General features: G+C 65.6%; 25 protein-coding genes. 14 read left to right on the plus strand and 11 right to left on the minus strand.

Features of this window, described 5'->3' with window-relative positions; all coding sequences use genetic code 11:
- Positions 1-2: 2 nt before the first annotated feature.
- Genes CQ042_RS10145 through CQ042_RS10170 form a run of 6 tightly spaced genes read right to left on the minus strand, consistent with a single transcriptional unit; the run spans position 3 to position 9574 of the window.
- On the minus strand, positions 3-3107 hold the full coding sequence (locus CQ042_RS10145) for a type I restriction endonuclease subunit R (protein WP_105670363.1): 3105 nt from the start codon (positions 3105-3107) through the stop codon (positions 3-5).
- Positions 3104-4321 (minus strand): restriction endonuclease subunit S, encoded by a 1218-nt coding sequence (locus tag CQ042_RS10150; protein ID WP_105670364.1) that lies wholly within the window; start codon positions 4319-4321, stop codon positions 3104-3106. Before CQ042_RS10150 ends, CQ042_RS10145 begins: the two co-directional genes overlap by 4 nt.
- Positions 4318-5886: a type I restriction-modification system subunit M gene (locus CQ042_RS10155; protein ID WP_105670365.1), complete on the minus strand. Its 1569-nt coding sequence runs from the start codon at positions 5884-5886 to the stop codon at positions 4318-4320. The genes CQ042_RS10150 and CQ042_RS10155 overlap by 4 nt, the downstream gene beginning before the upstream one ends.
- Before the next feature lie 56 nt (positions 5887-5942).
- Positions 5943-7163, minus strand: coding sequence for an McrC family protein (locus CQ042_RS10160; protein WP_181157527.1), 1221 nt, complete (start codon positions 7161-7163; stop codon positions 5943-5945).
- An 8-nt stretch (positions 7164-7171) separates the two neighbouring features.
- Entirely contained in the window at positions 7172-9310 is a 2139-nt protein-coding gene (locus CQ042_RS10165) for an AAA family ATPase (protein ID WP_105670367.1), read from the minus strand.
- Between the two features lie 54 nt (positions 9311-9364).
- Positions 9365-9574, minus strand: a complete 210-nt coding sequence (locus CQ042_RS10170) for a hypothetical protein (protein WP_105670368.1) — start codon at positions 9572-9574, stop codon at positions 9365-9367.
- Between the two features lie 64 nt (positions 9575-9638).
- Between CQ042_RS10170 and CQ042_RS10175 the strand changes: the two genes are divergently transcribed.
- Both CQ042_RS10175 and CQ042_RS10180 read left to right on the plus strand, forming a co-directional pair.
- Positions 9639-10298: a hypothetical protein gene (locus tag CQ042_RS10175; RefSeq protein ID WP_105670369.1), complete on the plus strand. Its 660-nt coding sequence runs from the start codon at positions 9639-9641 to the stop codon at positions 10296-10298.
- Positions 10299-10512: 214 nt separating this feature from the next.
- On the plus strand, positions 10513-11016 hold the full coding sequence (locus CQ042_RS10180) for a hypothetical protein (protein WP_105670370.1): 504 nt from the start codon (positions 10513-10515) through the stop codon (positions 11014-11016).
- A 33-nt stretch (positions 11017-11049) separates the two neighbouring features.
- Here CQ042_RS10180 and CQ042_RS10185 read toward each other — a convergent pair whose 3' ends face one another.
- Positions 11050-11496, minus strand: a complete 447-nt coding sequence (locus tag CQ042_RS10185; RefSeq protein WP_146115376.1) for a hypothetical protein — start codon at positions 11494-11496, stop codon at positions 11050-11052.
- A gap of 136 nt (positions 11497-11632) precedes the next feature.
- Here CQ042_RS10185 and CQ042_RS10190 point away from each other — a divergent pair, with 136 nt between their 5' ends.
- From CQ042_RS10190 to CQ042_RS10235, 9 genes are all read left to right on the plus strand, one after another.
- On the plus strand, positions 11633-12139 hold the full coding sequence (locus CQ042_RS10190) for a hypothetical protein (RefSeq protein ID WP_146115377.1): 507 nt from the start codon (positions 11633-11635) through the stop codon (positions 12137-12139).
- A 168-nt stretch (positions 12140-12307) separates the two neighbouring features.
- A complete protein-coding gene (locus CQ042_RS10195) occupies positions 12308-12829 on the plus strand; it encodes a hypothetical protein (protein ID WP_105670373.1) in 522 nt (173 codons plus the stop codon).
- 195 nt (positions 12830-13024) lie between these two features.
- Positions 13025-13795, plus strand: coding sequence for a DUF2520 domain-containing protein (locus CQ042_RS10200; protein WP_105670374.1), 771 nt, complete (start codon positions 13025-13027; stop codon positions 13793-13795).
- Positions 13792-14673 carry a pantoate--beta-alanine ligase gene (panC, locus tag CQ042_RS10205; protein WP_105670375.1) on the plus strand — a complete coding sequence of 294 codons (882 nt, stop codon included), beginning with the start codon at positions 13792-13794 and terminating at the stop codon, positions 14671-14673. Before CQ042_RS10200 ends, panC begins: the two co-directional genes overlap by 4 nt.
- Positions 14673-15065 (plus strand): aspartate 1-decarboxylase, encoded by a 393-nt coding sequence (gene panD / locus CQ042_RS10210; RefSeq protein WP_105670376.1) that lies wholly within the window; start codon positions 14673-14675, stop codon positions 15063-15065. Before panC ends, panD begins: the two co-directional genes overlap by 1 nt.
- The gene (gene panB / locus CQ042_RS10215; RefSeq protein WP_105670377.1) at positions 15062-15940 is read left to right on the plus strand and encodes a 3-methyl-2-oxobutanoate hydroxymethyltransferase; all 879 of its coding nucleotides are present in this window, start codon (positions 15062-15064) and stop codon (positions 15938-15940) included. The genes panD and panB overlap by 4 nt, the downstream gene beginning before the upstream one ends.
- 476 nt (positions 15941-16416) lie before the next feature.
- Positions 16417-17757, plus strand: coding sequence for an HNH endonuclease signature motif containing protein (locus CQ042_RS10225; RefSeq protein ID WP_258132214.1), 1341 nt, complete (start codon positions 16417-16419; stop codon positions 17755-17757).
- 168 nt (positions 17758-17925) lie between these two features.
- Positions 17926-20142: a chitobiase/beta-hexosaminidase C-terminal domain-containing protein gene (locus tag CQ042_RS10230; RefSeq protein ID WP_146115378.1), complete on the plus strand. Its 2217-nt coding sequence runs from the start codon at positions 17926-17928 to the stop codon at positions 20140-20142.
- 189 nt (positions 20143-20331) lie between these two features.
- Positions 20332-21630 (plus strand): hypothetical protein, encoded by a 1299-nt coding sequence (locus tag CQ042_RS10235; RefSeq protein ID WP_105670379.1) that lies wholly within the window; start codon positions 20332-20334, stop codon positions 21628-21630.
- 14 nt (positions 21631-21644) lie between these two features.
- On the opposite strand, the gene CQ042_RS10240 is transcribed toward CQ042_RS10235, so the two are convergent.
- From CQ042_RS10240 to CQ042_RS10255, 4 genes are all read right to left on the minus strand, one after another.
- On the minus strand, positions 21645-21872 hold the full coding sequence (locus tag CQ042_RS10240; RefSeq protein ID WP_105670380.1) for a helix-turn-helix transcriptional regulator: 228 nt from the start codon (positions 21870-21872) through the stop codon (positions 21645-21647).
- Positions 21872-22360 carry a DUF2975 domain-containing protein gene (locus tag CQ042_RS10245; RefSeq protein WP_105670381.1) on the minus strand — a complete coding sequence of 163 codons (489 nt, stop codon included), beginning with the start codon at positions 22358-22360 and terminating at the stop codon, positions 21872-21874. Before CQ042_RS10245 ends, CQ042_RS10240 begins: the two co-directional genes overlap by 1 nt.
- Positions 22361-22541: 181 nt before the next feature.
- Positions 22542-24164, minus strand: coding sequence for a glycosyltransferase (locus CQ042_RS10250; protein ID WP_181157528.1), 1623 nt, complete (start codon positions 24162-24164; stop codon positions 22542-22544).
- A 172-nt stretch (positions 24165-24336) separates the two neighbouring features.
- On the minus strand, positions 24337-24615 hold the full coding sequence (locus CQ042_RS10255; RefSeq protein ID WP_105670477.1) for a helix-turn-helix domain-containing protein: 279 nt from the start codon (positions 24613-24615) through the stop codon (positions 24337-24339).
- A gap of 68 nt (positions 24616-24683) precedes the next feature.
- Here CQ042_RS10255 and map point away from each other — a divergent pair, with 68 nt between their 5' ends.
- The 3 genes from map (at position 24684) to CQ042_RS10270 (ending at position 26695) form a co-directional block, all read left to right on the plus strand.
- Positions 24684-25457: a type I methionyl aminopeptidase gene (map, locus tag CQ042_RS10260; RefSeq protein WP_105670383.1), complete on the plus strand. Its 774-nt coding sequence runs from the start codon at positions 24684-24686 to the stop codon at positions 25455-25457.
- A gap of 27 nt (positions 25458-25484) precedes the next feature.
- Positions 25485-25979 (plus strand): hypothetical protein, encoded by a 495-nt coding sequence (locus CQ042_RS10265; protein ID WP_105670384.1) that lies wholly within the window; start codon positions 25485-25487, stop codon positions 25977-25979.
- Positions 25980-26059: 80 nt separating this feature from the next.
- Positions 26060-26695: a PadR family transcriptional regulator gene (locus CQ042_RS10270; protein ID WP_105670385.1), complete on the plus strand. Its 636-nt coding sequence runs from the start codon at positions 26060-26062 to the stop codon at positions 26693-26695.
- The last annotated feature ends 8 nt before the right edge of the window (positions 26696-26703 follow it).

Genomic DNA, 26703 nt, shown 5'->3' on the forward strand with positions numbered 1-26703 from the left:
CGTTAGGAGTCGCTCCCCGAGCCCAACCCGAAGAACCGCTCGAAGAAGCGCGCGAGTGCCTCGATGGCGGTCCGCTTCTTCTCGCCATGCCCGCCCTCCACAGCGAACCGCGATACCGGCGGAAGAATCTTCGTGATGGCGGTCCCTGTCGTCCGGAGCTGGCCATCGCGGAACGCTGCCTCGATGAACGCGCGCGTTTCATCGGGACGGAGCTTCTGATCGGAGATCAGTGTTTCAAGCTCGGCGTCGCGCTTCGCCGCCACGAAAGCCTTCCATTGTTCGTCGACGGCGCCGGTCACAGAGACCGAGTCAACGAAGTCTTCGACGAGGTCGCGCTTGCTGCGCAGGCTCGGGCTGGCGTCGACCGCGCGGGTGATCTCGGCGCGAATCTCCTTGTCTTCGCCGTCTCCGAAGCTGGTGCGGTACTTCTCGACGAGCATCAGGATGTAGTCGACGTTGATCTCGACCTGCTTGATCAGCTCGATCTCGAACACGACGTCGTCGTTGATGAGCTCTTTGTCCGAGTCGCGGTCTTTGCGGAACTCGGCGTAGAAGTCGAGATACCAGCTGCGATAGTCCTGCGCCTGACGTTCTGTCAGGGGATTCTGACCCTCGAAGTCATCGAAGGAGGTGAGGATGTTCTGGAGTCGCAGGATGGCTCCGAACAGCGCGATGAAATCCTTCTGCGCCGACTCGCCGATGATCTGGGTGCCGAGCGGGAAGTGCTGCAGAAGCTCCGTGACCTTCTCAACATAGTCGCCGTAGTAGTCGTGGTATGGCTTGAGGAGAACGGCTCCACGGGCATCCCTATTGCCGAACAGCTCGAGGGCGGTGTTGGTCGCATCCTCAAGGTTCCGGAACGAAACGATGTTGCCGTAGGTCTTGACGGAGTTCAGGATGCGGTTTGTGCGCGAGTAGGCCTGGATGAGGCCGTGGGACCGGAGGTTCTTGTCGACGAAGAGCGTGTTGAGCGTCGTGGCATCGAAGCCGGTCAGGAACATGTTGACGACGATGACCAGGTCGAGCTCGCGGTTCTTCATCCGCTGCGACAAGTCCTTGTAGTAGTTCTGGAACTTGTCGGCACTCGTGTCGTAGCTCGTCCCGAACATGTCGTTGTAGTCCTGGATGGCATCTTCCAAGAACGCGCGATTGTCGGATGAGAGCCCATCTGTATCGAACGCTTCATCGTCGAGCATGTCCTCATCCGGCGCATCATTGGCACCATACGAGAAGATGATGCCGACCTTCAGGCGGCGATCTGGTGTTAGATCCTGCTGTTGAATCTGGAAATGGTTGTAGTAGCGGCGGGCCGCCTCGATTGATGCTGTCGCGAAGATCGCGTTGAAACCGCGGACACGCTTCTTCTCGCGCAACGCCTCGGCACGCCGCCTGGTGCGGACGGACTCAGCGACGTTTGTAACGACGGAGTGTTCGTAGTTTGAAGCACGCTTGGTCTTCTGATCGAAGTGCTCAAGCGTGTACGTGACGATCTCGCTGATGCGTCGTGAGTCGAGTAGCGCCTTCTCGGTATCGATGGACGACACCTGCTTGTCGTCTGGATCGCCGACCTTGACGGTATTGATGTAGTCGATTCGGAATGGCAGGACGTTCTTGTCGGTGATCGCGTCGACGATCGTGTAAGTGTGCAGCTTGTCACCAAACGCCTGCTCAGTGGTCTTGAGCTGGGGGTTGCCCCCGGATCCCGAGTTGGCGGCGAAGATGGGCGTGCCAGTGAACCCGAAGAGGTTGTAGCGCTTGAATGCCCGGGTGATGTCGGTGTGCATGTCACCGAACTGCGAACGATGGCACTCGTCGAAGATGATCACGACGTGACCAGAGTAGATCTCGTGGCCCTTATTGGCGCGGATGAAATTCGAGAGCTTCTGGATCGTCGTGATTATGATCCGCGCGTTCGAGTCCTCGAGCTGCTTCTTCAGCACCGCGGTCGACGCGTTCGAGTTCGCGGCGCCCTTCTCGAAGCGGTCGTACTCGCGCATCGTCTGGTAGTCGAGGTCCTTGCGGTCGACGACGAACAGCACCTTGTCGACTCTGGCTTGTTTCGAGGCAAGTTGCGCGGTCTTAAACGACGTGAGCGTCTTGCCCGAACCAGTCGTATGCCAGACATACCCGCCGGCCTCGACCGTACCGAGACGCTTGTGGTTGGTGGCGATGTCGATGCGCTGCAGGATCCGCTCCGTCGCGACGATCTGATACGGACGCATGACCAGCAGGTCGTGGTCGACCGTGAGCACGCAGTACTTCGTCAGGATGTTCAGCAGCGCGTGCTTTGCAAAGAAGGTATTCACGAACGCTGTCAGCTCCTGAATCGGCTTGTTCCGCGCGTCCGCCCACCACGACGTGAACTCGAAGCTGTTACTGGTCTTCTTTTTGCTCCCCGTGGTTTTCCTGTTCTCATCGATGTGTCGGTTGCGCGTCGTGTTGGAGTAGTACTTGGTCAGTGTGCCGTTGCTGATCACGAAGAGCTGGACGTACTCGAACAGGCCGGAACCAGCCCAGAAGCTGTCCCGCTGGTAGCGGTTGATCTGATTGAATGCCTCGCGGATGTCGACGCCGCGGCGCTTGAGCTCGATGTGCACCATCGGCAGGCCGTTGACCAGCACTGTCACGTCATAGCGGTTGGCGTGTTTCGCGCCGCCTTCGTGTTGCCCGATCTCGTACTGGTTGATGACCTGAAGGCGGTTGTTGTGGATGTTCTTCTTGTCGATGAGCATCACGTTCTTCGTCGAACCGTCATCGCGCGTCAGGATCTGAACGTGATCCTCTTGGACCCGGATCGTCTTCTCGGCGATGCCGTCGTTCTGGCTGGCGACTTTGTTCTTGAAGAAGTCGTCCCACTCCACGGCGGTGAAGGTGATGCCGTTTAACGCCTCGAGCTGCGTGCGCAGGTTCGCGATGAGCTGCGCTTCCGTTGTGATCGGAAGGTACTCGTACGCCTGCAACTGCAATAGGCGAATCACCTCGCGCTCGAGGTCGGCTTCCGACTGATACGCCGTCGCCTGAGCGGGATCGGGAACGTACTCCGCAACGACGGTGCTCTCCGCGGACATGGCGATCGGGTCGTACTTGCGGCCAGGGGCGTCGCTCATGATGCCGCCTCGGGGAATGTCAGGAGCTTGTCGCGGTAGTACTCGTATTGCTTGCGGCGAGCCATAAGCTCCGCGGGAAGTCCTACCCGCAGGTCGCCAACCAACGAGGCGAAATTGTCCAGCACGTCGGCGACTCGCTCCTGCTCGGCCAAGGTTGGTAGATTCATGGACACTTTGACGAGCTCAGCCTGACGAATACCAGAGACTGTCGATCCGGTCGATCGAGCCAATAGTTCACCCCGTGGAGCGCCAGCGCGAAGCAGATGAAACAAGTATCGCGAGTGCAAGAACGACGGATTTGGGCGAAGACCAAAGACACGCTGCCCGATCGCCCAATCGACAGGACTCTCGATAATGGCGACGGATCCGAGCGGCGCTTCAGACGTAAGCAAAACGTCGCCAGGATAGAGCGGAACCTTCATCCACTTGGCGAAGATTTCCTCGCTGATGTAGTGGTGGTCGTTGTTGTCGATCCCGCCGCCCTTGAAGTTGATTGCCGAGACAACACGGTGTCCCTTCGTGGCCCAGTCCCCTCCAAGCTTCTTCGGCGTTTTCCCCCGATGGTCGATGACTTCGAGCAATAGTTCGCCGAGAGCCGCAGTACGGACGACATCCCGTGGCGTCAGGAGCAATTCGCTGAAGTAGGCATACTGCTGCCGACGGGCCTCCAGCTCCGCCTCCAGTTCTGCCTCCAGCTGTGTGAACTGATCCAGAATTCTCACGATCTCACGCTGAATGCTGGGAGGTGGGACGGGAATTCTATAGCTCAGGATCGCAATCTTGTTGCCTCGCGGCATCTTTGCGCCCTTGGCGTGCTGCATATTGAAGGAGAAGAAGCCGTCTGATGAGAGCAGGTAGTAGAGAAACTCGGCGTCGAGTTCCTCCCGGTTCTGTTCTTTGATGCGAATCGCCAGAACGTCGCCACTGCACCCGCCCTCGTTCGTCGCGAGCCAGACCTTCTTCAAGTACGGGCGAATGTTTCCAAGCAGAATGTCACCTGGCTTATACGCGGTCAGGCGGGCCGTGTTCGGCAGGTATGTTGCCTCAACGCGCCCCCCTTTGTCTGCGACGAGGTTATCGACACCCACGAAGCTCGCTTCATCGAGAGTCGCCGCGTCAACCCGGGTCTGCGAGTACTCGGCGACATCGGATAGCGCGGCGTGACGCACTCCCGCGGGCGCCAGCTCCTGGATCAGCTCGCCAATGCGGCTCACTTGGAGCCGTCCAGATCCGCCACGATCGCATCAATCGAGTGTCGAAGCTCCGCCTGGCGGGCGACGATCTGTGCGAGCTCCGCGTTCAGCGCCGTGATGTCGATAACCTCGCGAGTGTCCTCGGCCTCGACGTAGGACGGCACAGACATGTTGTAGCTGTTCGCAGCGATGTCTGCGTTCGCGACCCGCGCCGAATAGTGAGCCTCGTGGGCGCGCGCTTCGAGGGTCATCAGGATTTTCTGCTGGTGGTCCTGCGTCAGCTTGTTCTTGTTTCCGACGCGCTTGAATTCGGCCGAGGCGTCGATAAAGAGCACTGAATTGTCGGACTTGGACTTCTTCAACACGATGATGCACGTCGCGATGGTCGTGCCGAAGAAGAGATCTGCAGGAAGCTGAATGACGGCATCGACGTAGTTGTTGTCGATGAGGTACTGGCGAATCTTCTGCTCTGCGCCGCCCCGGTAAAGGACGCCAGGGAACTCGACGATCGCCGCGGTGCCGTTCACGGCGAGCCAGCTGAGAATGTGCATCGTGAAGGCGAGATCGGCCTTCGACTTTGGTGCAAGTACTCCGGCCGGCGCGAAGCGCTCGTCGTTGATCAGGAGCGGGTTCGCATCGCCGTCCCACTTGATTGAGTAGGGCGGATTGGAGACGATCGCCTCGAACGGTTCGTCGTCCCAATGAGCCGGGTCGATGAGCGTGTCGCCGTGCGCGAGGTTGAACTCGGCGTAGTTGATGTCATGTAGGAACATGTTGATGCGCGCCAGATTGTACGTCGTCAGGTTGATCTCCTGACCGTAGAAGCCCTCACGGACGTTTTCCTTGCCGAGCACCTTCGCGAACTTCAGCAGTAGCGAGCCGGAGCCGGCAGCCGGGTCGTAGACCTTGTTCACTGAGGTCTTTCCGAGCACGGTGATGCGCGCCAGCAGCTCAGAGACTTCCTGCGGCGTGTAGTACTCGCCCCCCGACTTCCCGGCGTTGGCTGCGTACATCTGCATGAGGTACTCGTAGGCGTCGCCGAACAGGTCGATCGAGTTGTCTTGAAGATCACCGAGCGGCAGGTCCCCGATGGCATCCAGCAGCTTGGCCAGCGTCTTGTTGCGTTTGGGCACCGTCGCGCCGAGCTTGTTGCTGTTGACGTCGAGGTCGTCGAAGAGCCCCTTGACGTCATCCTCGCTATCCGTGCCGAGAGCCGAACCCTCGATGTTCTTGAACACCCGCTCCAGCGTCTCGTTCAGGTTCTCGTCCGACGCCGCGCGAGCGCGGACGTTCGCGAAGAGCTCCGACGGGATGATGTAGAAGCCCTTTTCGGCCACCGTCTCTGCGCGCCCGAACTCGGCCGCGGCGTCCGGGAGCTGGGCGTAGTCAAACTCAGCGTCGCCCGCCTCGTGCTCGCTTTTATTGAGGTACGCCGTCAGGTTCTCGGAGATGAATCGGTAGAAGAGCATGCCGAGCACGTAGGACTTGAAGTCCCAGCCGTCGACAGATCCCCGCAGATCATTCGCGATCCGCCAGATCGTCTTGTGCAACTCGGCGCGCTGGCCCTCTTTGGTGGTCGGTGCCATGGTGTTCGTCTCCTGCGCAGGGTGGCGCGATTCGTATAGTCGCGCTCACTCCCAAGCTATCGGTCGATGCCGACACTGGGCGGGAGCGCCATAGCGGGGACCAGCGTCGCGCTAAGCCTCTTCAGTCGCGTCACCAGCTCGTCCGGCTCCCCACTCACATCCACCGCATGCGCCACAACCGTGGTCCCCGTCGCCGCAATCTCATACCGCCGCGGCTCAACATCCCCCGACACATACAGCAGATGTACCTCACGCACCCCCGCCGTCACGACGTACGCGAGCGCCTGATATACATCTGCGTTCGGCGGCGACCCGTCGCTCTCGCCCCACACCTTGTACTTCGTATCCGCAACCGCGACCACTCGCCCTTGCCGCGAGATCACGATGTCCGGACGCATCCGGATCTTCCCGTCGGTGTCCAACCGCCAGTCCGACACCTGCAGATCGACATCGAATCCCTCCGGATGCAGCGTCGCCTGAAGAACTCGCCCAACGAAGTCTTCGTACACCTTCGCCACGTTGAGCAAGAATGCGGACCCCGAGCTCGCACCCTCGGCGTGTGCCCACGATGTCGCCTCGAGAACCCATCGGGCGAGGCGGAGGGCGGGCTGGTAGTGCGCGTTCAACCGCGACTCCGCGGGCAGCATGACCGGGCCCGTCACACGCAGATCCGATACCTCGGAGAACAACCCCAGGAGCGGACCGAACTTGTCGACCACCCGCCGCGGAAGCTGCTCCAGTCGTACCAGCGCGCGCAGCGCGGCCTTGAGGATCCTGTTCTCCGCAACATCCTCGGTGTAGTCGTCGTAGGTGAGCTCCACCGGCACGGGGATACCGGGCCGCACCTTGAGCTGGCGAGCGATGTCCCAGCGACCGCGAATCACGGTGCCCGTCTCCTCGACGGAGACATACCCCTTGAGCATCCCTCGGCCCGTCGCGTCCCCGACTGCCCGTATCAGCGCTGAGGCCAGCGCGGCAGGGAGATCCTGATCGGCTTCGAATGCGAACGACGCATCATCCACCTCGGCCTGCAAGCCGGAGTAGGAGGCCATGAAGATGAGACTTCGCAACGGCGTCTTTGGTCGCACGATCAGACGCACATCATCGATCGCGACCACACCGACGCGCGTCACGTCCGTGACCCGCCAGATGCCCGAATCCGACGTCGGCGAGACCCGACAGAACCTCAGCCCTTGCAGACACGCAGCCTGCGACCCGGTGAGCGCGACGAAAGACTCGCCCTTCTCGGCGATGTCCTCGACGCGAGGCTCGACCATGACCGAGCTCATGTCTCGGGCGTTGGGTCCGTGTCCGTGGTGACGATTGTGAGCAGAGCATCCAGCCCGTACCTCACATGCACGTCGACGCCCGTGCCGATGTGCCGTTCTTCGAGCAGAGGCATGATGCTCTCCTCCCACACGGCACGCAGGTCGTCTTCGCCCAAGTCGTCCGTCCGGAGCAAGTGGCTCGGGCCGATGCGATCCTCGCGATCGCGGATGCTCTCGTTCAACAGCTCGAACAGCGCGGCGACCGGCAGTGTCTGCGGATGCTGCTCCGACCACCGGCCGAGGATGCCCTTCACCGGAGCGACATCCGGATGCAACTCGAAGAATGCGAACCGGCGGCGCATCGCCGAGTCGAGCAGCGCGATCGACCTGTCGGCGGTGTTCATGGTTCCGATAATCAGCACGTTCGCGGGGAGGCTGAACGACTTCCCGCCATCGTCGCCCGACCCGGCGTAAAGTACGTCGATCGCATCGTCCCGATACTCGAGCAGGTAGTACAGCTCGCCGAACACCTTGCTGAGGTTCGCGCGGTTGATCTCGTCGATCATCAGCACGTGCGGGACATCCGGATTCTTGCGCGCTTCATCCGCGATCTCTCGAAGCGGGCCGCGCGTGAGAGAGAAGGACAGCTGCCCCGCGGCATCCGTCACTGGGCGGTATCCGGCGAAGAAGTCCTCATAGGTGTACGACGGATGGAACTGGATGCGCTTCACTACGCTTCCGGGTTTGCCGAGCCGGTCGGCCAACGCGCGGGCGACGTAGGTCTTGCCCGTTCCGGGAGGGCCGTAGAGGATCACCTGACCGCGACGGTGCAGCGCGCTCGTGACCTTTCCGAGCCATGCCTCGTGCAGGTGGGTCGCGCCGGCGAGCTCTGTGAGGTCGACCTCGGAGGGGAGGAACCCGCGGGGGTCCGCGCTCACGACATCGTCGGTTTCACCGTCGTCGTGCGGAAGCTCATGGTCATCCTGCTGCGCATCAGGATGCCACCGGCCGCGAAGTGGCTCGTCGTACACATTCACGGGCTTGCCCGCCTTGAGCTGAAGCGCGATCTGAATGCGCTGCAAATCTGAGTCGGCGTCATCGGAGAACTCCCCGCCGATCTCACCGATGAAGGCCTCGCGGATGAGACGGCGATGATCGGTCGACACAATCGGTCCGAAGAACCCAGGGTGCACCAAGTAGAGCAGGGCATACCTCTGCGTTGGGAATCCCGCATCCGATCCCAGGACGAGATCGCGCCACTTTCGTGGATCCTCGAGCGCCTCGAGCTGCTCGTCATCATCAAGCTCCGTCCAAGCCACGAGAACGTCGAGAATGATGGTGATCGCCTTGTTGATATGGGACTGCATCCCTTGGCCGGGGTTGAACGCACCGCCGCCGAATGCCTCATCGAAGACCTGCGGAATCTCGACCGGATGCCGCATCGTCTTCAGCATCGATTCGACGCGCTCTCGCTTCTTGGCGTGGCCGATGATCCAGCCGACCGGCAGCACCTGGAGTGCGATGATTTCGGCCATGAGGAGACGCTGGTCGTCGGTGGCATCGGCGAACTGGAGCGCAAGGTTCCCCGTAAAGCCCTTCCCTTCGGTAGCCTCCGCGGCATCCCAGAGCGCGTGCACTTCGCGGATGTTGTCGCTGCTCCAGACCTCGCGCCCAGGGGCGAACGCAGACATACCTTTGCGAAGCCCCTCCTGGACGATCACGTCGGCGGCCGCGAGGAGCTTGCGCTGTGCACTGTCAGTGCTGACCCAGCGTTCGGGCAGAGCTTGCTCGATCTCATCGCGCAGCGCCGCGCGGCCGAGCGCATACCGGCGCTGTGCTTCGAGAAGGAAGGAGTCGCCGGGGTGAGCGCTGAGAGCTGCGGCGCCCTCAGGAGTGATTGCCCATTCGCCGATCCCTGACGGGTTCTTGCGAAGCCACCCGGCCGCAACGAGGTCAGCGCTCGACCATCGCCAGTCGATCTCACCTCGCGGCCGGTTGTGCGATTTGAGCTCCAACTCGTACGGGGTGAGCGGGACGCGGTCAAGGCACGCTGCCCAGATGGCGGATACCGGGAGATACTCCCCCTCCGGAACACGCTCCTTAAGAAGCTCTAGAGCGGCGCGTGCGCGTGCAGCGCGCTTGACTTCCTTGTCCATCGTTCTCCTTCGACGTAGCTGTTGCGAGTCTAGGAGAGCGACGTCATCTCCGGCTCATGCCGACATCCCAGCGATCTGCGCAACTGCGTCTGCGCTCACCGGCTCTACGTCTTTGGTGCGGATGTAGGCGATCGCTCGCTCCACCGCAGTGATCTTCTGCCTCACCTCCTTGCCGATGCCGTGCGGGAAGAGCAGGATCGTGCTGTCGAAGACTGCATCCATCGATGTCAATGCAACCTCCGCGGCGGAGGTGGGATAGGTCATGGTGCAACGGCAATCCGCACTGGCCGCTCACTGGGGCCGGGGTCAGCTCCGCTAGCATCTGAGCATGTCAGCGATCTCCACTCTCACCGACCGTAACGCCGTCGAGGATGCGCTTGACGAGTTCGACCGTATCGGCCGCTTCGCTTTTCTTGAGCGGTACGGATTTGGCGAAGCAAAGGAGTACTTCCTCGTAACCGAGACGGGAAATTACGACTCGAAGGCTGTTTTCGCGGCGGCATATGAGCGCCAGTTCGGTACGCGACTCACGCCTGATGACTTCTCGGGCGGCAAACAGGGGGCTGCTCGTTGGCTGAGTGACTTGGGGTACGCAATCGAGGGGTTGGACTCGAAGGAGGGGCGGCTGACGTTCGACTCCTTTGAGGCTGCGCTAAACGCTTTTCGTCTCGCGGTCGAGAACATCAACGCCGCGCGAGATTTCGTCGCGAGCCGCAATTTCGTGACGTTCTACCTCCCGCCTAGTCGTCAGTACATTGCGATGATTCCCCGTGGAGGATCTCGACCGACTGCTTGGATCAACAAGGGATACGTGTGGTTCAAGAACGACGATGGCACGCAGGACGGCATCGCTTTCCCTTACAACAAGCTCCGCGACGGCGGACGGAACTCGCGACAGCGCAGGCGAGAAGAAGCAGAGCGTCGAATCTGCCCGACCCCGGGATGCGGGATGGTGCTACCGCCCAATGGGGTCTGCGACTATTGCTGACCTTGAAGGAGTGAGGATCTCCGTCGCGTAAGACCGATGTGCACTCCTGCGAGCTGGATCGCTACTCAAACCCACCTGTTGACCGCCACGCATTGAATTCGTTCAGAGCCCGGTGTCTCGGAGATGCGGGTCGCGCGGGCGCACGCTGCTCAGCCCTTCCACCTCGTCCCCTCCTCCGCCATGATGAAGAGCATCGCCCGCAAAGGAGACCGCCTTGCCTCTCGCTCAGACCCCGCCGAAGGATGCAGCTTTCGTCGGACTCCCCGGAGTCGTGGTGGTCGCGGGGATCCGTCGAACTCTGATCTGGACGTTGATCATCGCCGTCCTCTTCCCGGCCTTCATGTCCGGCAGCCGGGGCTATTGTCCTGGCGGCGTCGACGGAAACGGCGGGTTCATCGACGCATCCGGCCGTCCGGTCGACGAGGCCCCCATGTGCGTGCAGCTGTCGCTCGGTCCGAGCCCGCTGGTCTATGTGGGCATCGCTCTGATCGTCCTGTTCGCGATCGGCCGCGTGATGAAGGCATCCGACGAACGCGCGGCGCTGCGGATCCTCGAACGCGCGATCCAGGGAGCGGGCCTGCTCGTGGTCGTCGCGATCGTCGTGTCGAACGTGTGGTTCCTGATGACGCCGATCGAGGGCTTCTCCTCAGGATCCTGGTCGATCTTCAGCCCCTTCCCCTTCGGCATCATCAGCGTTGAGATCACACCCATGTCCTGACCGTGATGTCTCGATCGCGCCAGCGGTGGCGCATCAACCGAGACTCACGCCGAGCAGGTGGAACCCTGTGGCGATGAGCGCGAACAGGGCCGCGTAAAGGGCGAGCAGCTTGCCGAGGTAGTCGTAGCCTGCCCGCGTCGCCAGCTCGGCTTGCTCTTCTCTCCTCCTCCGGTCGCGCTCCTGGCGTGCCCACTCGTCGTCGCCCTCGGGCATCCATCGGGGGGATTCCTCGCCCGGCCAGCGCACGGCACGATGGCCTGCCAGTCGGGCTGCGCTGGCGCCGAGCGACAGAAGCCCGACTCCGAGCCCGAGCCAGATGACGAGCTCTGTCGCCGTCTTCGGCTGGGGCATGAGGACGGTGATCGCGGACACGATCATGAACGAGACGACGGATACTGCGGCGGCGTGAGTGCAGATGAATCGGCCGAAGCTCCATTCGTCCTTCGCTGCGGGGGTTCGCGAATGCTCTGATGAGGTCATGACCAGCACGGTAGCCGGGGGTCACCCCTCTGCGTTCAGGAAGAAGCCGAGAGGCGCCGGGGCGTACCGGTATTCCGTCGTGCGAATCCCGCCTGTCGACTGTATGAGCGTCGGTTGCCGCTCATACAGTGACCGCATGCAGCTTGGATCCCTCGCAGATGTGGTCACCGCCCTCACCGCCATCGGGGCACTCATCGCCGCCATCGCCGGGGCGAAACATGCCGGTCGCCTGTTCGGCATCGAAGCGAAGCGAGACGAGGCCGCGGCGGCCCGCGAGCTGCAATCACAGGCGAGCAAGGCCTTCGCGTGGGTGGCGACGCGGATCGGCGACCGGGACTTCTACGGCGTGGTGGTGGTGAACTCCTCGGAGCAGGCGATCTACGACGTGGTCGTCCGAGTCACCGGCGCCAACGAGGCCGAGCGGCCTCCGGTACGTCTCACGATCCTCCCTCCCGGTGCCTACTATCTCGAGGAGAGCCCGGAGGCATATGGATGGGAGTACGCGTCCCGGCTGCGCTCGTTCGAAGAAGAGATCCGCCCTGTGACGAAATCGAGGAAACGTCGCATCCTCGGGATGTCTTTCCGAGACAGTTCGAACATCACCTGGACTCGCGACGTCGAGGGCATGCTCGCGCGTGGCTGACGACGCATCGCCACCTTCCAACGAACGACGACGGATGCTGACGCTGCGACGACCTCGACGCGCTCTCCCCGGTCCGGTCGACTCGGTGCTGTAGGCGACCCGCATCCCGCGATCACGATTGCGCGACGTTCGCGGCAGCGGGGGTGTGCACACGGATAGCGTGCCCTCATGAGAAGACGGCACGCCGCCGCGTTACTGCTCCTCGCTCCGAGGCTGGCGCTGACCGCGTGCACTCCTGCGGAGACGGGAACCCTCGGCCTGCTCCGGGAGGAGGACGGCTCGCTCAGGGTGCTCGTGCGCCTCTGTCATGGGTCCGTCGATCTGCTCTCCCTCGACGCCGTCAACTCCTTCCCGCCCAACCGGGAGGGCGCGTCCGACGACAAGGGGTGGATGAACGTCGAGGACAAGGAGTTCGCCCTCTCGACGCCGATCATCGGTGCGGCCGACGTCGACATGCCGTTCCGGGAGCGGACCCTCGGGAAGGACGTGCTGTGGAGGGTGACGGCTTTCGGGGACAACGGCGAGAACGCCGCCTCCGCCATGTTCGGGGCGAGCGAACTGGCGGCGGTGGAACCCGGCGAGGTGCTCACAGCCATCGGGACCTACGCCTCCGACATCTACGATTCCTCCGATGACCCGGTCGTGAGTCCCGAGGAGTTCGAGCGCTTCGCGACGGACTTCTGCTCGTAGCGTCGGCTGCGGGTGAGGTCACACCTCAACATGATCGTCGAGAGCGATAAGCAAGCTCATTTCCCGCAATCCTGTGCATAGTGAGAACTAATTAGCCCAAACAGGATTGCATATCGCTCCCAGATTTGGAGCCGATGCCGCGCGAGGCGGATACTTCTGGCATCCGAGCTTCCGCTCTCAGCCCGGGGAATCGACATGCAGACCACCTCTTCGCTCGCGCCGGGAACGACCTTCGCCATCGTCGGCGCCGGTCGTCTCGGCGGCGTCCTCGCGCGGGCGCTGCGCGCCGCGGGCTTCGACGTGCTCGGCCCCCTCCGACGCGATCAGTCGATGCCGAACGTCGACATCGCGCTGCTCTGCGTGCCCGACGCGGCGATTCCGGCCGTCGCCTTCGTGGCTCGGCCCCACGCGCGGCTCATCGGCCATGTCTCCGGCGCCACCCCGCTCACCGACGTCGACTTCAGTATCCATCCGCTGCAGACCTTCACCGGCGCGGAGACGCCCGACGTGTTCCACGGCATCGGCGCGGCGATCGCCGGCCGCACGGCCGAAGCCCTGACGGTCGCCGAGCAGCTCGCCCGCACCCTCGGCGCCCATCCGTTCCCGGTCGACGACGCGCACCGCGCGAGCTATCACGCGGCCGCCTCGTTCGCCTCGAACTTCCTCCTCACCGTGCTCGATGCCGCCGAGCAGCTCGCCGCCTCCGCGAGTATCCCGCGCGACGAGGCCCGTCAGCTCCTCGCCCCGCTCGTGCGCCGGACGGTCGAGAACTGGGCCGCAAGCGGAGCGGCCGCGGTTCTCACCGGACCCATCGCCCGCGGCGATCAGGCGACCGTCGCCCGGCAGCGCGCCGCGGCCGGAGCCGTCGACCTCGAGAACCTGTTCGACGCTCTCGCCGCGGCGACCCGCGCCATCGCCGACCGCCCCGCCCCCGCACCTCACACGCCCGAGGAGTCCCCGGCATGAGAATCCTCCGCACGATCCCCGAGGTGCGCGCGGCCGTCCGCGACGCTCGGCTCGCGAACCGCACCGTCGGCCTCGTCCCCACGATGGGCGCCTTCCACGAGGGACACCTCTCGCTCATGCGCGCCGCGCGCGCGGCCTCCGACCTCGTCGTCGTCTCGCTCTTCGTCAACCCGACCCAGTTCGGCGCGAACGAAGACCTCGGCGCCTACCCCCGCGACGAGGCCCGCGATGCCGCTCTCGCCGAGGCCGAAGGCGTCGACATCCTCGTCGCCCCCGCGGCATCCGAGATCTACCCCGAGGGGTTCGCGACCAACATCCACGTCGCGGGACTCACCGATGTGCTCGACGGCGCGAGCCGCGGAGCGCACCACTTCGACGGCGTCGCGACCGTCGTCACCAAACTGTTCGGAATCGTCCGACCGGACGCCGCCTACTTCGGCCAGAAGGACGCGCAACAGGTGCTCGTCGTCCGCCGGGTCGTGCGCGACCTCGACCTCGACGTGCGGATCGTCACCTGCCCGATCGTGCGCGAGGCCGACGGGCTCGCCATGAGCTCGCGGAACGTCTACCTCGATCCGGATGCTCGCGCACAGGCGACCGCACTGAACCGCGCCCTCGACGCCGCGGCCGCCGTGTCGGAGTCCGGGGAGCGCGATGTCGACCGCATCCTCTCCGCCGCGCGCCGCGAGCTCGACGACGCGGGAATCACTCCCGAGTATCTGGAACTCCGCGACGCCGAGACGCTGCAGACCGTCACCCGCCTCGATCGGGATGCTCTCCTCGCCGTCGCCGCCCATGTCGGGGCCGCCCGGCTGATCGACAACCACCTCCTCTCCGCGCCCGCCGCGAACCCCACCGATCCGAAGGGCGACGCCTGATGCGACGCACCATGCTCAAGTCGAAGATCCACCGTGCGACCGTCACCGCCAGCGACCTGCACTACGTCGGCTCGATCACGATCGACCCCATCCTGCTCGAGGCCGCCGACATCCTTCCGCACGAGCAGGTGCACGTCGTCGACGTCGACAACGGCGCCCGCTTCGAGACCTACACGCTCACCGGGGAACGCGGATCCGGCGTGATCCAGGTCAACGGCGCTGCCGCCCGCCTCGTGCACGCGGGCGACACCATCATCGTCATCTCCTACGCCGACTACTCGCGCGAAGACCTCGCGACCTACGAGCCCGTCGTCGTGCACGTCGACCGCGCCAACGCCATCATCCAGGTCGACGACGCCGTCGACCGCCTGCTCACGGAGGTCAGCGCATGAGCGCCCACGCCGCCCCTCGCCCCCGCATCACGCTCGCCTCCCTCGCCGCGAAGAAGGATGCCGGCGAGCCGATCGTCATGGTCACCGCCTACGACCACCCGAGCGCGCAGATCGTCGAAGCCGCCGGCGTCGACATGGTGCTCGTGGGTGACTCGGCCGCGATGACCGTGCTCGGCTACGACAGCACCGTGCCGGTCACGATCGACGAGATGCTGATGCTGACGAAGGCCGTGCGGCGGGGACTGACGGTCCCGCTGCTCGTGGGCGACCTGCCCTTCGGGTCGTACGAGGCCTCCGACGAGCTCGCCATCGCCACCGCCCAGCGCTTCATCAAAGAGGCGGGCTGCGACCTCGTGAAGATCGAACGCGCCGGCACGACCGTCGACCGCGCCAGAGCCCTCGTACAGGCCGGCATCCCCGTCGTCGGGCACGTCGGACTCACCCCGCAGACGGCCACCGCACTCGGCGGCTACCGCGCACAGGGACGCACCGCCGAAGCCGCTCTCGCCGTGATCGACGACGCCCTCGCGCTGCAGGATGCCGGATGCTCGGTGCTCGTCGTCGAAGCGGTGCCCTCCGAGGTCACGGCTGCCCTGGTTCCGCTGCTAGACATCCCCGTGATCGGCATCGGGGCGGGTGCGGATGCCGACGGGCAGGTGCTCGTGTTCCACGACCTGCTCGGCCTCTACGACGGTGGCGCGGCCAAGTTCGTCAAGCGCTACGCCGATCTGCGCAGTGCCGCGATCGCAGGCGTCGAGGCGTATGCGGACGAGGTGCGCGGCGGCGTGTATCCCGCGGCCGAGCACGGGTATGCGATGCCGGAGGGTGAAGCTGCGCGACTCGAGGAGCTGCTGGCGGGGCGCGCGCGGAGCTGACGCGCAGGGCATATCCACGCCGGGTCGGCGATGCTGCCGGGCGGCACGGCCGCGACATGCGATCGCGGTGAGGTGAAGCGCCCCGGCCGCGATTCCGCCGCCTGTGCAGGGGAGAGATCGGGATGTTCGGATCGCAGAAGAAGCGCAACGATCTGATGGAGCAGCTCAGGCCCGATCCGAGTCGCGCATCGCTCGGCGTCGGGCCCCGGTTTCCGGGCGCGGCCTCGAACCCGCGCCTGAGCGGCGAGGCGTGCAGAAGCAATGCGGAACGGCGTGCGGGACACTCGCGCTCGGCGTCCTCGTCGACGAAGACCTCCCGATCGCCGCGCTCACCCGGTCGCGATTCGTTGATAAATACGAGATAAATGCTCGCTATGGAGAAGGTCTACGGAAGTGAGCCCTCCGAATCCCCCGAAATTCCGGCATCCACCTGTGTATAACTTCGAATGTGACGCTGAAACGCGATAAAATCAAGCATGTCCACACTGACCGGGTTGCACGAGGCGATGACTCACCTCGACCTGGCTTGGTCGAGCGCGGATGAGTCCGGTGATCTGTCTCGGGCGCAGTTGATCGCCGTGAACGATGCGATCGGCGTGTTGCAGCGCCGGTTGGATGCGGTGCATGTGGAGGTGGCGGCGGGGATCTCGCGGGAGTCGCGTGCGGAGTTGGGGGCGGGGAGTCTCGCGAAGCAGCAGGGGTTTCGGAGTCCGGCGAAGTTGATCGCGGCGACGACGGGTGTATCGACGGGTGATGCGCAGCGTCTCGTGAAGGTCGGCGAGGCGACGGCGCCGCGCACGGACCTGATCGGGGCGCGATTGCCGGCGAAGTACCCGCTCGTGCGTGAGGCGCTGGCTTCCGGTGGGCTCGGTGCGCAGGCGGCGGCGATGATCGTCGGGTTGTTGGATCGGTGTCGGGTGGCTGCGGGACTGGAGCGCATCGCCGAGGGGGAGCGGGTGCTCGCCGATAAGGCGCAGGGTTTGGCGCTCGACGATGTCCGCAAGCTGGTGGTGCGTGCGGAGGCGTGGCTGGACCCGGATGGGGTCGAGCCGAAGGAGGAGGAGCGTCGGAGCAAGCGTGCGCTGACGATGTTCGAGCGTGATGGCATGGTGCATCTGAATGCGGTGCTGGATGCGGAGACGGCGGCGCCGGTCGTGACGGCGATCCGCGGATACGTGACGGCGGCGTTCGCGGCGCGTCAGGATGCGCCCGACCCGGAGTCGGCGGATGCGGATCGGCGGACGGTGCCGATGATCCAGGCGGACGCGTTGGCGGTGTTCTGTGCTCATGTTCTCGGGTGTGCGCAGCGGGTGCCGCTGGCCGGGGCGACCATGATCGTGCGCATGAGTCTTGACGACCTGGAATCCGGGGCGGGGTCGGCGACGGTCGACGGGGTCGATGAGCCGGTCAGTGTCGGGGCGGCGCGGCGGATGGCGGCCGGGGGAGGTGTGGTCCCGTGTGTGCTCGGGGGTGCGAGTGAGATTCTCGATTGGGGGCGGGAGAAGCGGTTGTTCACCAAGGCGCAGCGGTTGGCGTTGGTGGAGCGGGATGGTGGGTGTGCGATGTGCGGGTTGCCGCCGGAGATGACGAAGGCGCATCACATCCGGTGGTGGAAACGCGATCACGGACCAACAGATCTCTCCAACGGGGTGCTGCTGTGTGAGACGTGTCATCACCGCATCCACGACAACGGGTGGGAGATCCACATCGACGGGGGTGGTGCGCTCAGACGGGTGTGGTTCATCCCACCCGACTACGTCGACCCCGCGCGCACGCCCAGGCTCGGCGGACGCGCACGCTTCGACATCGCCGCCTGACGCGACCGTGATCTTGTATTTACTTCTTTCCCGAGCATCTGGCGCTCCGACCGTGAAGTTGTTTACCTAACGTTCCTGTTTTCGCCGTTCCCTGTCTCGAACGGCTCCCTAGCGTCGCTTTCAGCACCGGTTCGGTGCGTCGTAGATAGACACGTGGAAGAGGATCAAGTGAAGAGACAGATCGCAGGGGTGTGCGCGCTCGCGGCCGTCGCCGCCGCCGTCGCGTTCCCCGTCACCGCGGCGAACGCCGCCGATGCGCCGGCGGCGCCGACGTTCAGCCAGGAAGGCGGCCGATACACCCAGTCGACCACCGTCGCGCTCACCGCAGCTCAGGGCGCCCAGATCAGGTACACGCTCGACGGATCCACGCCGACCGCGAAGAGCCCGGTCTACACCCGGCCGCTCGTCATCGACGAGACGACGAACCTCGCCGCCGTCTCGATCAAGGACGGCGCCACCTCTCCCGCCGAGATCGAGGGCTACATCATCAAGACCGACGAGGAGCCGCTGCTGTCGTTCTTCGTGATGAGCGACGTGCACACGTCCGCCCTCACCGAGAAGAACCGCGGCATCTGGAGCAGCCACTTCGACACCCTCGCGTCGATCAACCCCGACCCCGACCTGATCATCTCCAACGGCGACCAGATCAACGACAACAACAACGACACCGCGTCCGACCACCAGGTCGTGAAGACGATCTTCGACGAGAACCTCGATCGCCTCGGCCTCGACGACACCCCGATCCTGATGTCGCACGGCAACCACGACGTGGGCAATGCCGACATGGCGAAGTATTACGGCGACTGGTTCCCCAACGCGTCCGGTGGCTACTACGAGAAGAAGATCGACGACCAGACGTTCCTCGTGATCGACACGGAACGGTACTCGGGAGCGCAGCGCACCTGGCTGCAGGGGCGCCTGGCCGCGCTGTCCGCCGAGCCGGATGCCCTCCACCGGCCGATCTTCGTCGTCGGCCACCGTCCCACCGCGAACACGGTCTACGACGGCGCCCAGGCGTCGAACGCGACGCTCACGAGCGACCTCTCCGCCTTCCCGCAGGCGGTCTACTTCTCGGGCCATTCGCACCTGCACCTGAACGACGAGCGCTCCATCTGGCAGGGCGCGTTCACAGCCGTCAACGACGGGTCGATGTCGTACACCGAGACCCCGCACGACGCGTACCAGATCTACGGCAACGCGCTCTGGGACGAGTTCACGATCCCCACTGCACAGGCTCTGTACGTCGAGGTCTACGCCGATCGCACCGAGATTGACCGGATCAACTTCGCCGCCGAGCAGGACCGCACCTACACGAACGGCACGTGGGGCGCGTATCAGGCCGACTACCCGTTCACGAGTGCGGGCACGCTTGCCGGCCCCACCTGGACGGTCCGCCTCGACGGCAGCACGCCCGAAGAGGTGCGCGCGAACTTCGACTACACCTCGGCTGCGCGCGACACCGTCGCCCCGGTGCAGCAGGGGGCGCCGGAGCACGTCGTGACGGCTGCCGGCGCCGACGTCCTCCGCGTCCCCGCTGCCACCGATGACGAATCCGTCTACGGCTACGACGTGCGGGTCCGCGATGCGGTCACCGGCGTCGAGGCACTGCCGATCCGGGCAGGCGCGAAGGTGCTCGCCGACTTCCAGATCGCGCCTCGACCGAGCATCCTCGAGATCCCGCTCGCGATCCGCAACGGACGCCAGGCCGATGCCCCGCTGATCACCCTCACGAAGGGCACGAGCTACATCGCCGAGGTCACCGCCGTCGACATGTACGGCAACCGCTCCGAGCCGACCTCGGTCGCGTTCGTCGCCGGACAGGTGCCGGACACCACCCGTCCGCAGGTCACGCTCGTCAGCCCTTCGACGGCAGGCCCGTCGAAGGTCATCGACATCCGGGTCGACGCGACCGACGAGGTGGCCCTCGCGCGCATCGTCGCGAACATCTACCAGGGCGGGAAGCTCGTCAAGAGCACGCAGTCCCCTGCCACCGGCGCGAGCGGCTCGCACGTGGCGACGGTGACGCTCCCCGATGGCGCGTACACGGTCAAGTACAACGCGCAGGATGCTGCCGGAAACATCTCGAAGACCTCGACGTTCGATGTGACGGTCGACGCCACGGCTCCCACCGTGACTGTCAAGACCGGCGATTCGTTCACGGTCGGCGATGCGGCGGGCTACGACAGGGTCAGCTACAAGCTCCACGATGCGGGCAAGATCGACCGGGTCGAGCTCAACGGCGTCGTGAAGGATCTGACGGACAACGCCTGGTCCGACCTCAACTTCGTGAAGCCGGGGGTGTTCGGGGGAGTGCAGGGCGAGAACACGCTCCTCGTCCACGACGTCGCCGGCAACGTCACGACGGTCGAGTTCGTGCTGCGCTGATCGGAGAACACGAGGAACCCGTGGTGCGGGGAGTGGGCCCTCTCCGCGCTGCGGGGCTCCGCGCACGGAAGGTCCGTGCGCTCCTTCTGCGCGCGACTGCTCCTGCACGAACGGTCACCTCGACGAGTTCTCGACGGCCCGTGGATCAGTGGTTCAGGAGGGATCCGGTGGCGATCTAGCCTTGCCGGCATGAACCTCTCAGAGCACGTCCACCTCGCCTCGGCCCTGCACGTCGAGATGTCGGTGGAGGGTCGCCCGGAGCTGACGCGGATCATCGGGGTTCCGCGGGATGCGCCGTCTTACTGGATCGTCGAGGCCTATCGCCTGAGCCTCGGCATCGAACCCGAGGGTCCGGAGCTCGATGCCGGGGAGGAACCGGCGCGTCTCATCGATCTCGCACCCTGGAGGCCGAGGGCGCAGCGGGTGGCGATACCGGGGGTCTCGGACGCCGTCGACGTGGTGGTCCGCGGGCCGTTCGAGGCCAGGATGGGCGACCCGCGGGTCACCGTGGTTCCCCGTGGAGGAGTGGATGCCGACGATCCGTCCGGCGATCGAATCGGCGATCGAATCGGTGATCGGATCGGTGATCGGATCGGTGATCGGATCGGTGCGCCGGTGGAGGCCGAAGGGTGGCAGGTGCGCAGGCCTCCCTTCCGTGCGGACCATGTGACGTTCGAACTCGCGCAGCGCTTCGGCCTGGTGCAGCCGCACTTCGACCCGTCCGCCATGGACCGCGCGTACGCCCTCCTCGCCGTTCCGCCGCTCGCGCGCCTGTGCGAGGAGCTTCCCCCGGCGCGTCGGCTGTCCCTCGTCGCGCATCTCGAGGAATCCGGAGTCCTCCGCGAGCCTCGCCTGGAGGACACTGTTGCGGAATCGGCGACCGCGGGATTGCAGGCGCTGATCGCGCGGATCGGCACCGACGGCGTCGAGCAGGATCCGGCCGACGGCTGGATGCCCCGCGTCTTCGTGGCGGAAGTCGCCGGTGCCCTCGGCTGGCCGGAGGCGACGCCGCCGGGACTCGCCGACCCCGTCGACGCGCTCCTCCTTCTCGCACGCCGGACGAGGGCGATACGTCGACTGCGGGGCCGCGTCGTCGTCACGAACCTCGGGCAGTCGTTGGCCGACGGAGAGACGCGGGCGCTCCCGCGTCTCATCGCGGTGGTGCGCGACATCGGTCGAGCGGGGTTCTTCCACGCTGCCCAGCCGCGCGAAGTCACCCTCGCCCTGCTCGCCCTCGCCGATGGAACGGCCGCGACCTTCGCCGACCTCCCCGCACTGGTCGCCCTCGGCGAGGGGGCGGCCACCGTCGGCACCGTTGGCGTGCCGGAGTTCACGGAGTGGTCGCCGCGGTCGCACGGGGCGCGCGGGTCGGACGCCCCGTACGCGGTGCGGCATGTGGTCGAGGGTCTGTGCGCACTCTCGTCGCCGGGGGCGTTCGGCGAGATCACCCCGGCGATGCGCACAATCGCCGCGGCGGCGCTGCGGTGATCAGGAAGGGGCCGTCAGCTCGTGCCCTCGACGGAGGTCCCAGGCTCCCACCGCAGCAGGTCGCCCGGCTGGCACTCGAGCGCTGCGCAGAGCGCATCGAGCGTCGTGAACCGGACGGCCTTGGCTCGACCGTTCTTCAGCACCGCGAGGTTCGTCGGCGTGATGCCTATCCGATCGGCGAGCTCTCCGACGCTCATCTTCCGTCGCGCCATCATCACGTCGATGTCGACCACGACGGGCATCAGATCACCTCGTTGTCGAGCTCGGAGCGCAGGGACCGCGCCTCGGCGTCGCGATCGATCGCCTGGCGCAGCAGCGCCTTCATCACGACGACGAGCAGCGCCATCCCGGCCAGCACGACCCCGGCCCCGCCGGTCAGCGCCACGACACCGGGGGCCATCGACCCGGGTGCGAGGAGTGCCGCCAGTATCCACGTGAGAATCGCGGCGACGATGATCGCGCCGATGATCACGTCGACATATCGGAAGGAGGACTCGGAGAAGATCGATCCGCGCCGCACCTTCGTCAGAAGCATCCACACGCACACCCCGAAGACCTGGAGCGTGCCGACGCCGAGCACGACGAGAGACACGAGGGTGATCCGGCCCCACAGCTCCTCCTCGGCGAGGTCCAGCCAGAGCAGCGGCACGATGAGTGCCTGCACCGCCAGCGAGCCGAGCAGCGCCACCGCGATCACGATGCGCAGGACGACGATCGTCACCTTTCCCATGATGCAACCCTTCATCGAAGAACAATGGAAATCTATCGTTATTCGTTCGATGGGGCAAGCCGTGACACGGCGTGCGTGCCGCGGCGGCGCGTCGTCGGGGTGTCTCGGATCGGGGTGTCTCGGATCGGGGTGTCCCGGGTCGGCGGTGTCTCGGATCGGCGGTGTCTCGGCTCCGGGGAGATCAGTGTCGGCGCGCGAAGCTGCGGAGCCGTCGAGCCGTGCGGCCGGCGAAGTCCTGGGCTGCGCCACCCGGCCACTCGCGGTGCAGCTCCACCGCTCCGCCTCGAGTCGCGGATAGGGTGCACGGGCGGCCCGCCAGGATCGGCGACCGGCCGACGCGGTCGAGAACGGCCGAGCTGGCTTCGAGGGGGACCTCGAAGGTCCAGCCGGCCCGCCGGACCTTCACGGTGAGAGGGCCGCCGTGCGACTCGTCGTCCGGGCCGAACACCTTCAGGGGGTCGATCGCGATACCGACCGCGTCGAGGCGACCGGGACGCCGACCGGCGAGGGAGCGCTCCTCGCCGGTTGCCGCCTCGCGGAGGGCGAGATCAACACGGTCGTTGCGCAGCTCGCGGTCGGCGATCAGGAGGTCGGCGGGCAGGCCCTCGGTCGACGACAGGGGCAGCGAGGTAAGTCGGGTCGACTTCTTCGCCCCCGAGCCTGACGGGACGGTCGAGGTCGCCCCCGAGCCTGACGGGGTGGTCGAGGCCGAGGGGGCGGTCGAGGTCGAAGGTGACGACTCGAACACCAAGGCGTCCTCACCGTCACGGGTGATCGTGATGCGGAGCGTGAGGTGCAGCCCGCCTCCGCGCGACCAGCGGGCCGAGGTCACCACGGCCCGACAGGTGAGACCGGTCTCGAACTCCGCCAGGCGGAGGAGGTCGTCGCGACGATCGGCGCGAAGCAAGGCGGCGCGGACCCGATGCGGGAGGCCGAGGCCGGCATCGACACCGGGACCGAACCTCTTCTGCACCAGCGGTGTCACCACGTCGAGCAGGCGGTCGCGGTACTCGTCGGGGTACTTCACCAGGCGCCGACCTGCCACGCGCTTCAGGATCTTGCCGCGGAACCAGTGCCGCAGGAGCCGATCGCGCAGTCGACCGGGTTCCGTGTGCGCCTCGACGAGGTCGAGCACCGTCTCGAGATGCGGGAAGTAGGTTTCCGGATCGATGCGGGAGGAGCTCGCGCTCCCGGGCTGTTTCACCCACGCGTAGCAGGGTTCACTCGCCAGGATCGAGATCGTCGACGCGGCGAAATACGCCTGCATGACGAAGAGGTGATCCTCCAGCCGCACGCGCCCCTCGGGGAAGCGGATGCCGTTCTCCCGCAGGAACGACGTGCGGAACATCTTGTGCGGCGTGAGCATCTCGAGAAGCGGATCGGTCCCGAGAGTGGCGCGAGGGATGTCCTGCCGGAAGATCCGGCGCGGAAGGGCGCGCTCGATACCCACCTCCTTGCCGACGACGACATCGGAGTCATGCAGATCGGCGTAGTCGCAGAGGCTCTCGAGAGCGCCGTCGAACAGGTAGTCGTCCTGGTCGACGAACTGCACGTACGTCCCGCGCGCAGCATCGATCCCGTGGTTGCGGGGCATGCCCGGCCATCCGGAGTGCGCCAGCGAGAGCACCCGCACATTCGGCCGGGTGCGGGCGACGTCGGCAAGACGCTCGCCGGTCGGCTCGCCCGACCCGTCGTCGCACAGGAGGACCTCGAATGCCGTGGACTCCAGGGTCTGTCGATCGAGCGACGCGATGAGATCGTCGAACGACGGTCCTGGCTGGAACACCGGAACGACCACGCTCACGCGAATGGTTCCCGAGGTGTTGCTGCTCTCCGGCTGAATGCTCTGCGACAAACGTCTCACTCCCCCAAGTCGACAATCCGCAGAGCTAAACATGACTTCCTGTGCGGGGTCACCAGGCTTGCGCTCCGCCCGGGTGTGTGCAGCGGCCGCGGCGAAGCAGCGTCGGCGGCGCTCAGGAGGCGATGCGTCGCGTTCCGGCCTCGCCGGCGCGTGAACCGATCTCAGACCACACCGCATCGAGTGAGATGCCCAGCACGTCCGCGATCGCGGCGATCGTCGAGAACGCGGGGGTGGCCACGCGGCCGGACTCGATCTTCCGCAGGGTCTCCGGCGAGATGCCGGCGTCGAGTGCGACGCTCAGCATCGACCTCTCGCCGCGTGCCTGTCGCAGCAGGGCACCGAGGCGCTCGCCGCGTTCGACTTCCGCCGGGGTCAGCGGCATCCGGACCATCATGGTGCCCATTCTAATACCGGGATAGTATTACCGGGATAGTTATTGGTCCATCACGGAAGAAACTCATGATCGAGATCCTGAATACCGACGAGCTCGCTCGCGCCCGAGCGGCCGGAGCGCTCGTCGGCGACATCCTGCACGCGCTGAAGGCTCGCGCCGTGGTCGGAGTGAATCTGCTCGACCTCGACCGTCAGGCCCGTCGGATGATCGAGGATGCCGGAGCGGAATCCTGCTACGTCGACTACGCGCCCTCCTTCGGGCGGGGCCCGTTCGGTCACTACGTCTGCACCGCGGTGAACGACGCCGTGCTGCACGGGATGCCGCACGACTACCGGCTCGCCGACGGCGACCTGCTCACGCTCGACCTCGCGGTCACCCTGCGCGGCGTCTCCGCCGATGCGGCCCTCAGCTTCGTGATCGGCGCAACGCCGGCGCCGGAGGATCTCGCCATGATCGCAGCGACCGAGCGGGCGCTCGCCGCAGGTATCGCCGCCGCGCGTCCGGGCGCGCGCATCGGCGACCTCTCGCACGCGATCGGTTCGGTCCTTTCCGCCGCGGGGTATCCGATCAACCTCGAGTTCGGCGGCCACGGCATCGGCTCCACCATGCATCAGGATCCTCACGTCGCGAACGACGGGCGTCCGGGGCGCGGATACAAGCTCCGTCCGGGACTCCTGCTCGCGCTCGAGCCGTGGGTCATGGCCGACACCGACGAACTCCGCACCGACGCAGACGGCTGGACCCTGCGCAGCGCGACCGGGTGTCGAACCGCCCACAGCGAGCACACGATCGCGATCACCGCCGACGGCGCCGAGATCCTCACCCTGCTGACCCCCTGAAGGTGGCGCGGGCCTACAGTGGGTGCCATGCCCGGTGCCGTGCCTCCCGAGTGGACCCAGATCGACCTGACGAGCCGTCGGGGAGCAGTAGGACAGCGCATCACGGCGGGTCTCCTGGTCGCCTCGGGGGTGATCGGCTTCGCGGTGAGCGTTCCCGCCCTGTTCGGCTGGTGGTGGTCGTTGGTGCTGCTCGGGTTCGCCTGCCTGCTCATCGTGCTGCTGGGGATCGGGCTCTGGATCAACGCGGGCGTCAGTGCGCACGCGACGATCACGCTGAAGGAGACGGGAGTGCCCGTCGACCTCCCCGTGGTCGCGGCGTTCGAGACGACGGACGAGAGCGTCCGATACCAACTGCAGCTGCGCCTTCCGGAGCCCGCGGGCGGGCAGGAGTATCTGGTGCATTCCTGCGGCTATCACGGGTGCGTCGCCGCCGGACGTGCCGCGCCCCACGCGGAGCTGCCCGTTCTGCTGGATGCGACCAGGAAGACGTGGGGCGTCATCCACGGTTCCAACGTCTCCTGAAACTCCCGCCCGAACTCCCACCCAACCTTCAGCCTGAACGATATATCGTTGAGTATCGTTCACCACAGCAGGAGGTCATCATGAACAACGCATTCCCCTCCAACCCGTTCGGCGGCGACGGCGGCCCCGGGAGCACCGGCGGACCCGGCGGACTCTTCGGCGGATCCGGCTTCGGCACGGGCCCCGGCGGCCCGGCATCCGCGATCTTCGAGGCGATGGACCAGCTCCGCAAGTCTTTCGAATCCCGCCCCTCCGGCGGCTCGCGCATGGCCCGCGGCGACGTCCGCACCGCCGTGCTCTCGCTGCTCGCCGAGAAGCCGATGCACGGCTACCAGATCATCAACGAGATCGCCGAGCGCAGCGGCGGCACCTGGAAGCCGAGCGCCGGCTCCGTGTACCCGACGCTGCAGCTGCTCGCCGATGAAGGACTCATCGAGGCCGAGGAGCAGAACGGTCGCAAGACCTACTCGCTCACCGAGGCCGGTCGCGCCATCGCCGAGGAGAGCTCCGAGAGCCCTGCCCCGTGGGAGACGTCGTCGAACAAGGACGGCAACCGCGACAGCGCCCGCTTCCACGCCCTGCCCAAGGCCGGTGTCGACCTCGCCGCCGCTGCGGCCCAGGTGGGACGCAGCGGTTCGCCCGAGCAGGTGCAGCAGACGATCGAGGTCCTCGACGAGGCCCGCCGTAGGCTGTACTCGATCCTCGCGCAGGACTGACCGCGCAG

Origin of the sequence: Microbacterium sp. MYb62 (assembly GCF_002979475.1) — a bacterium.
In the GTDB taxonomy this organism is placed as follows: Bacteria; Actinomycetota; Actinomycetes; order Actinomycetales; family Microbacteriaceae; genus Microbacterium.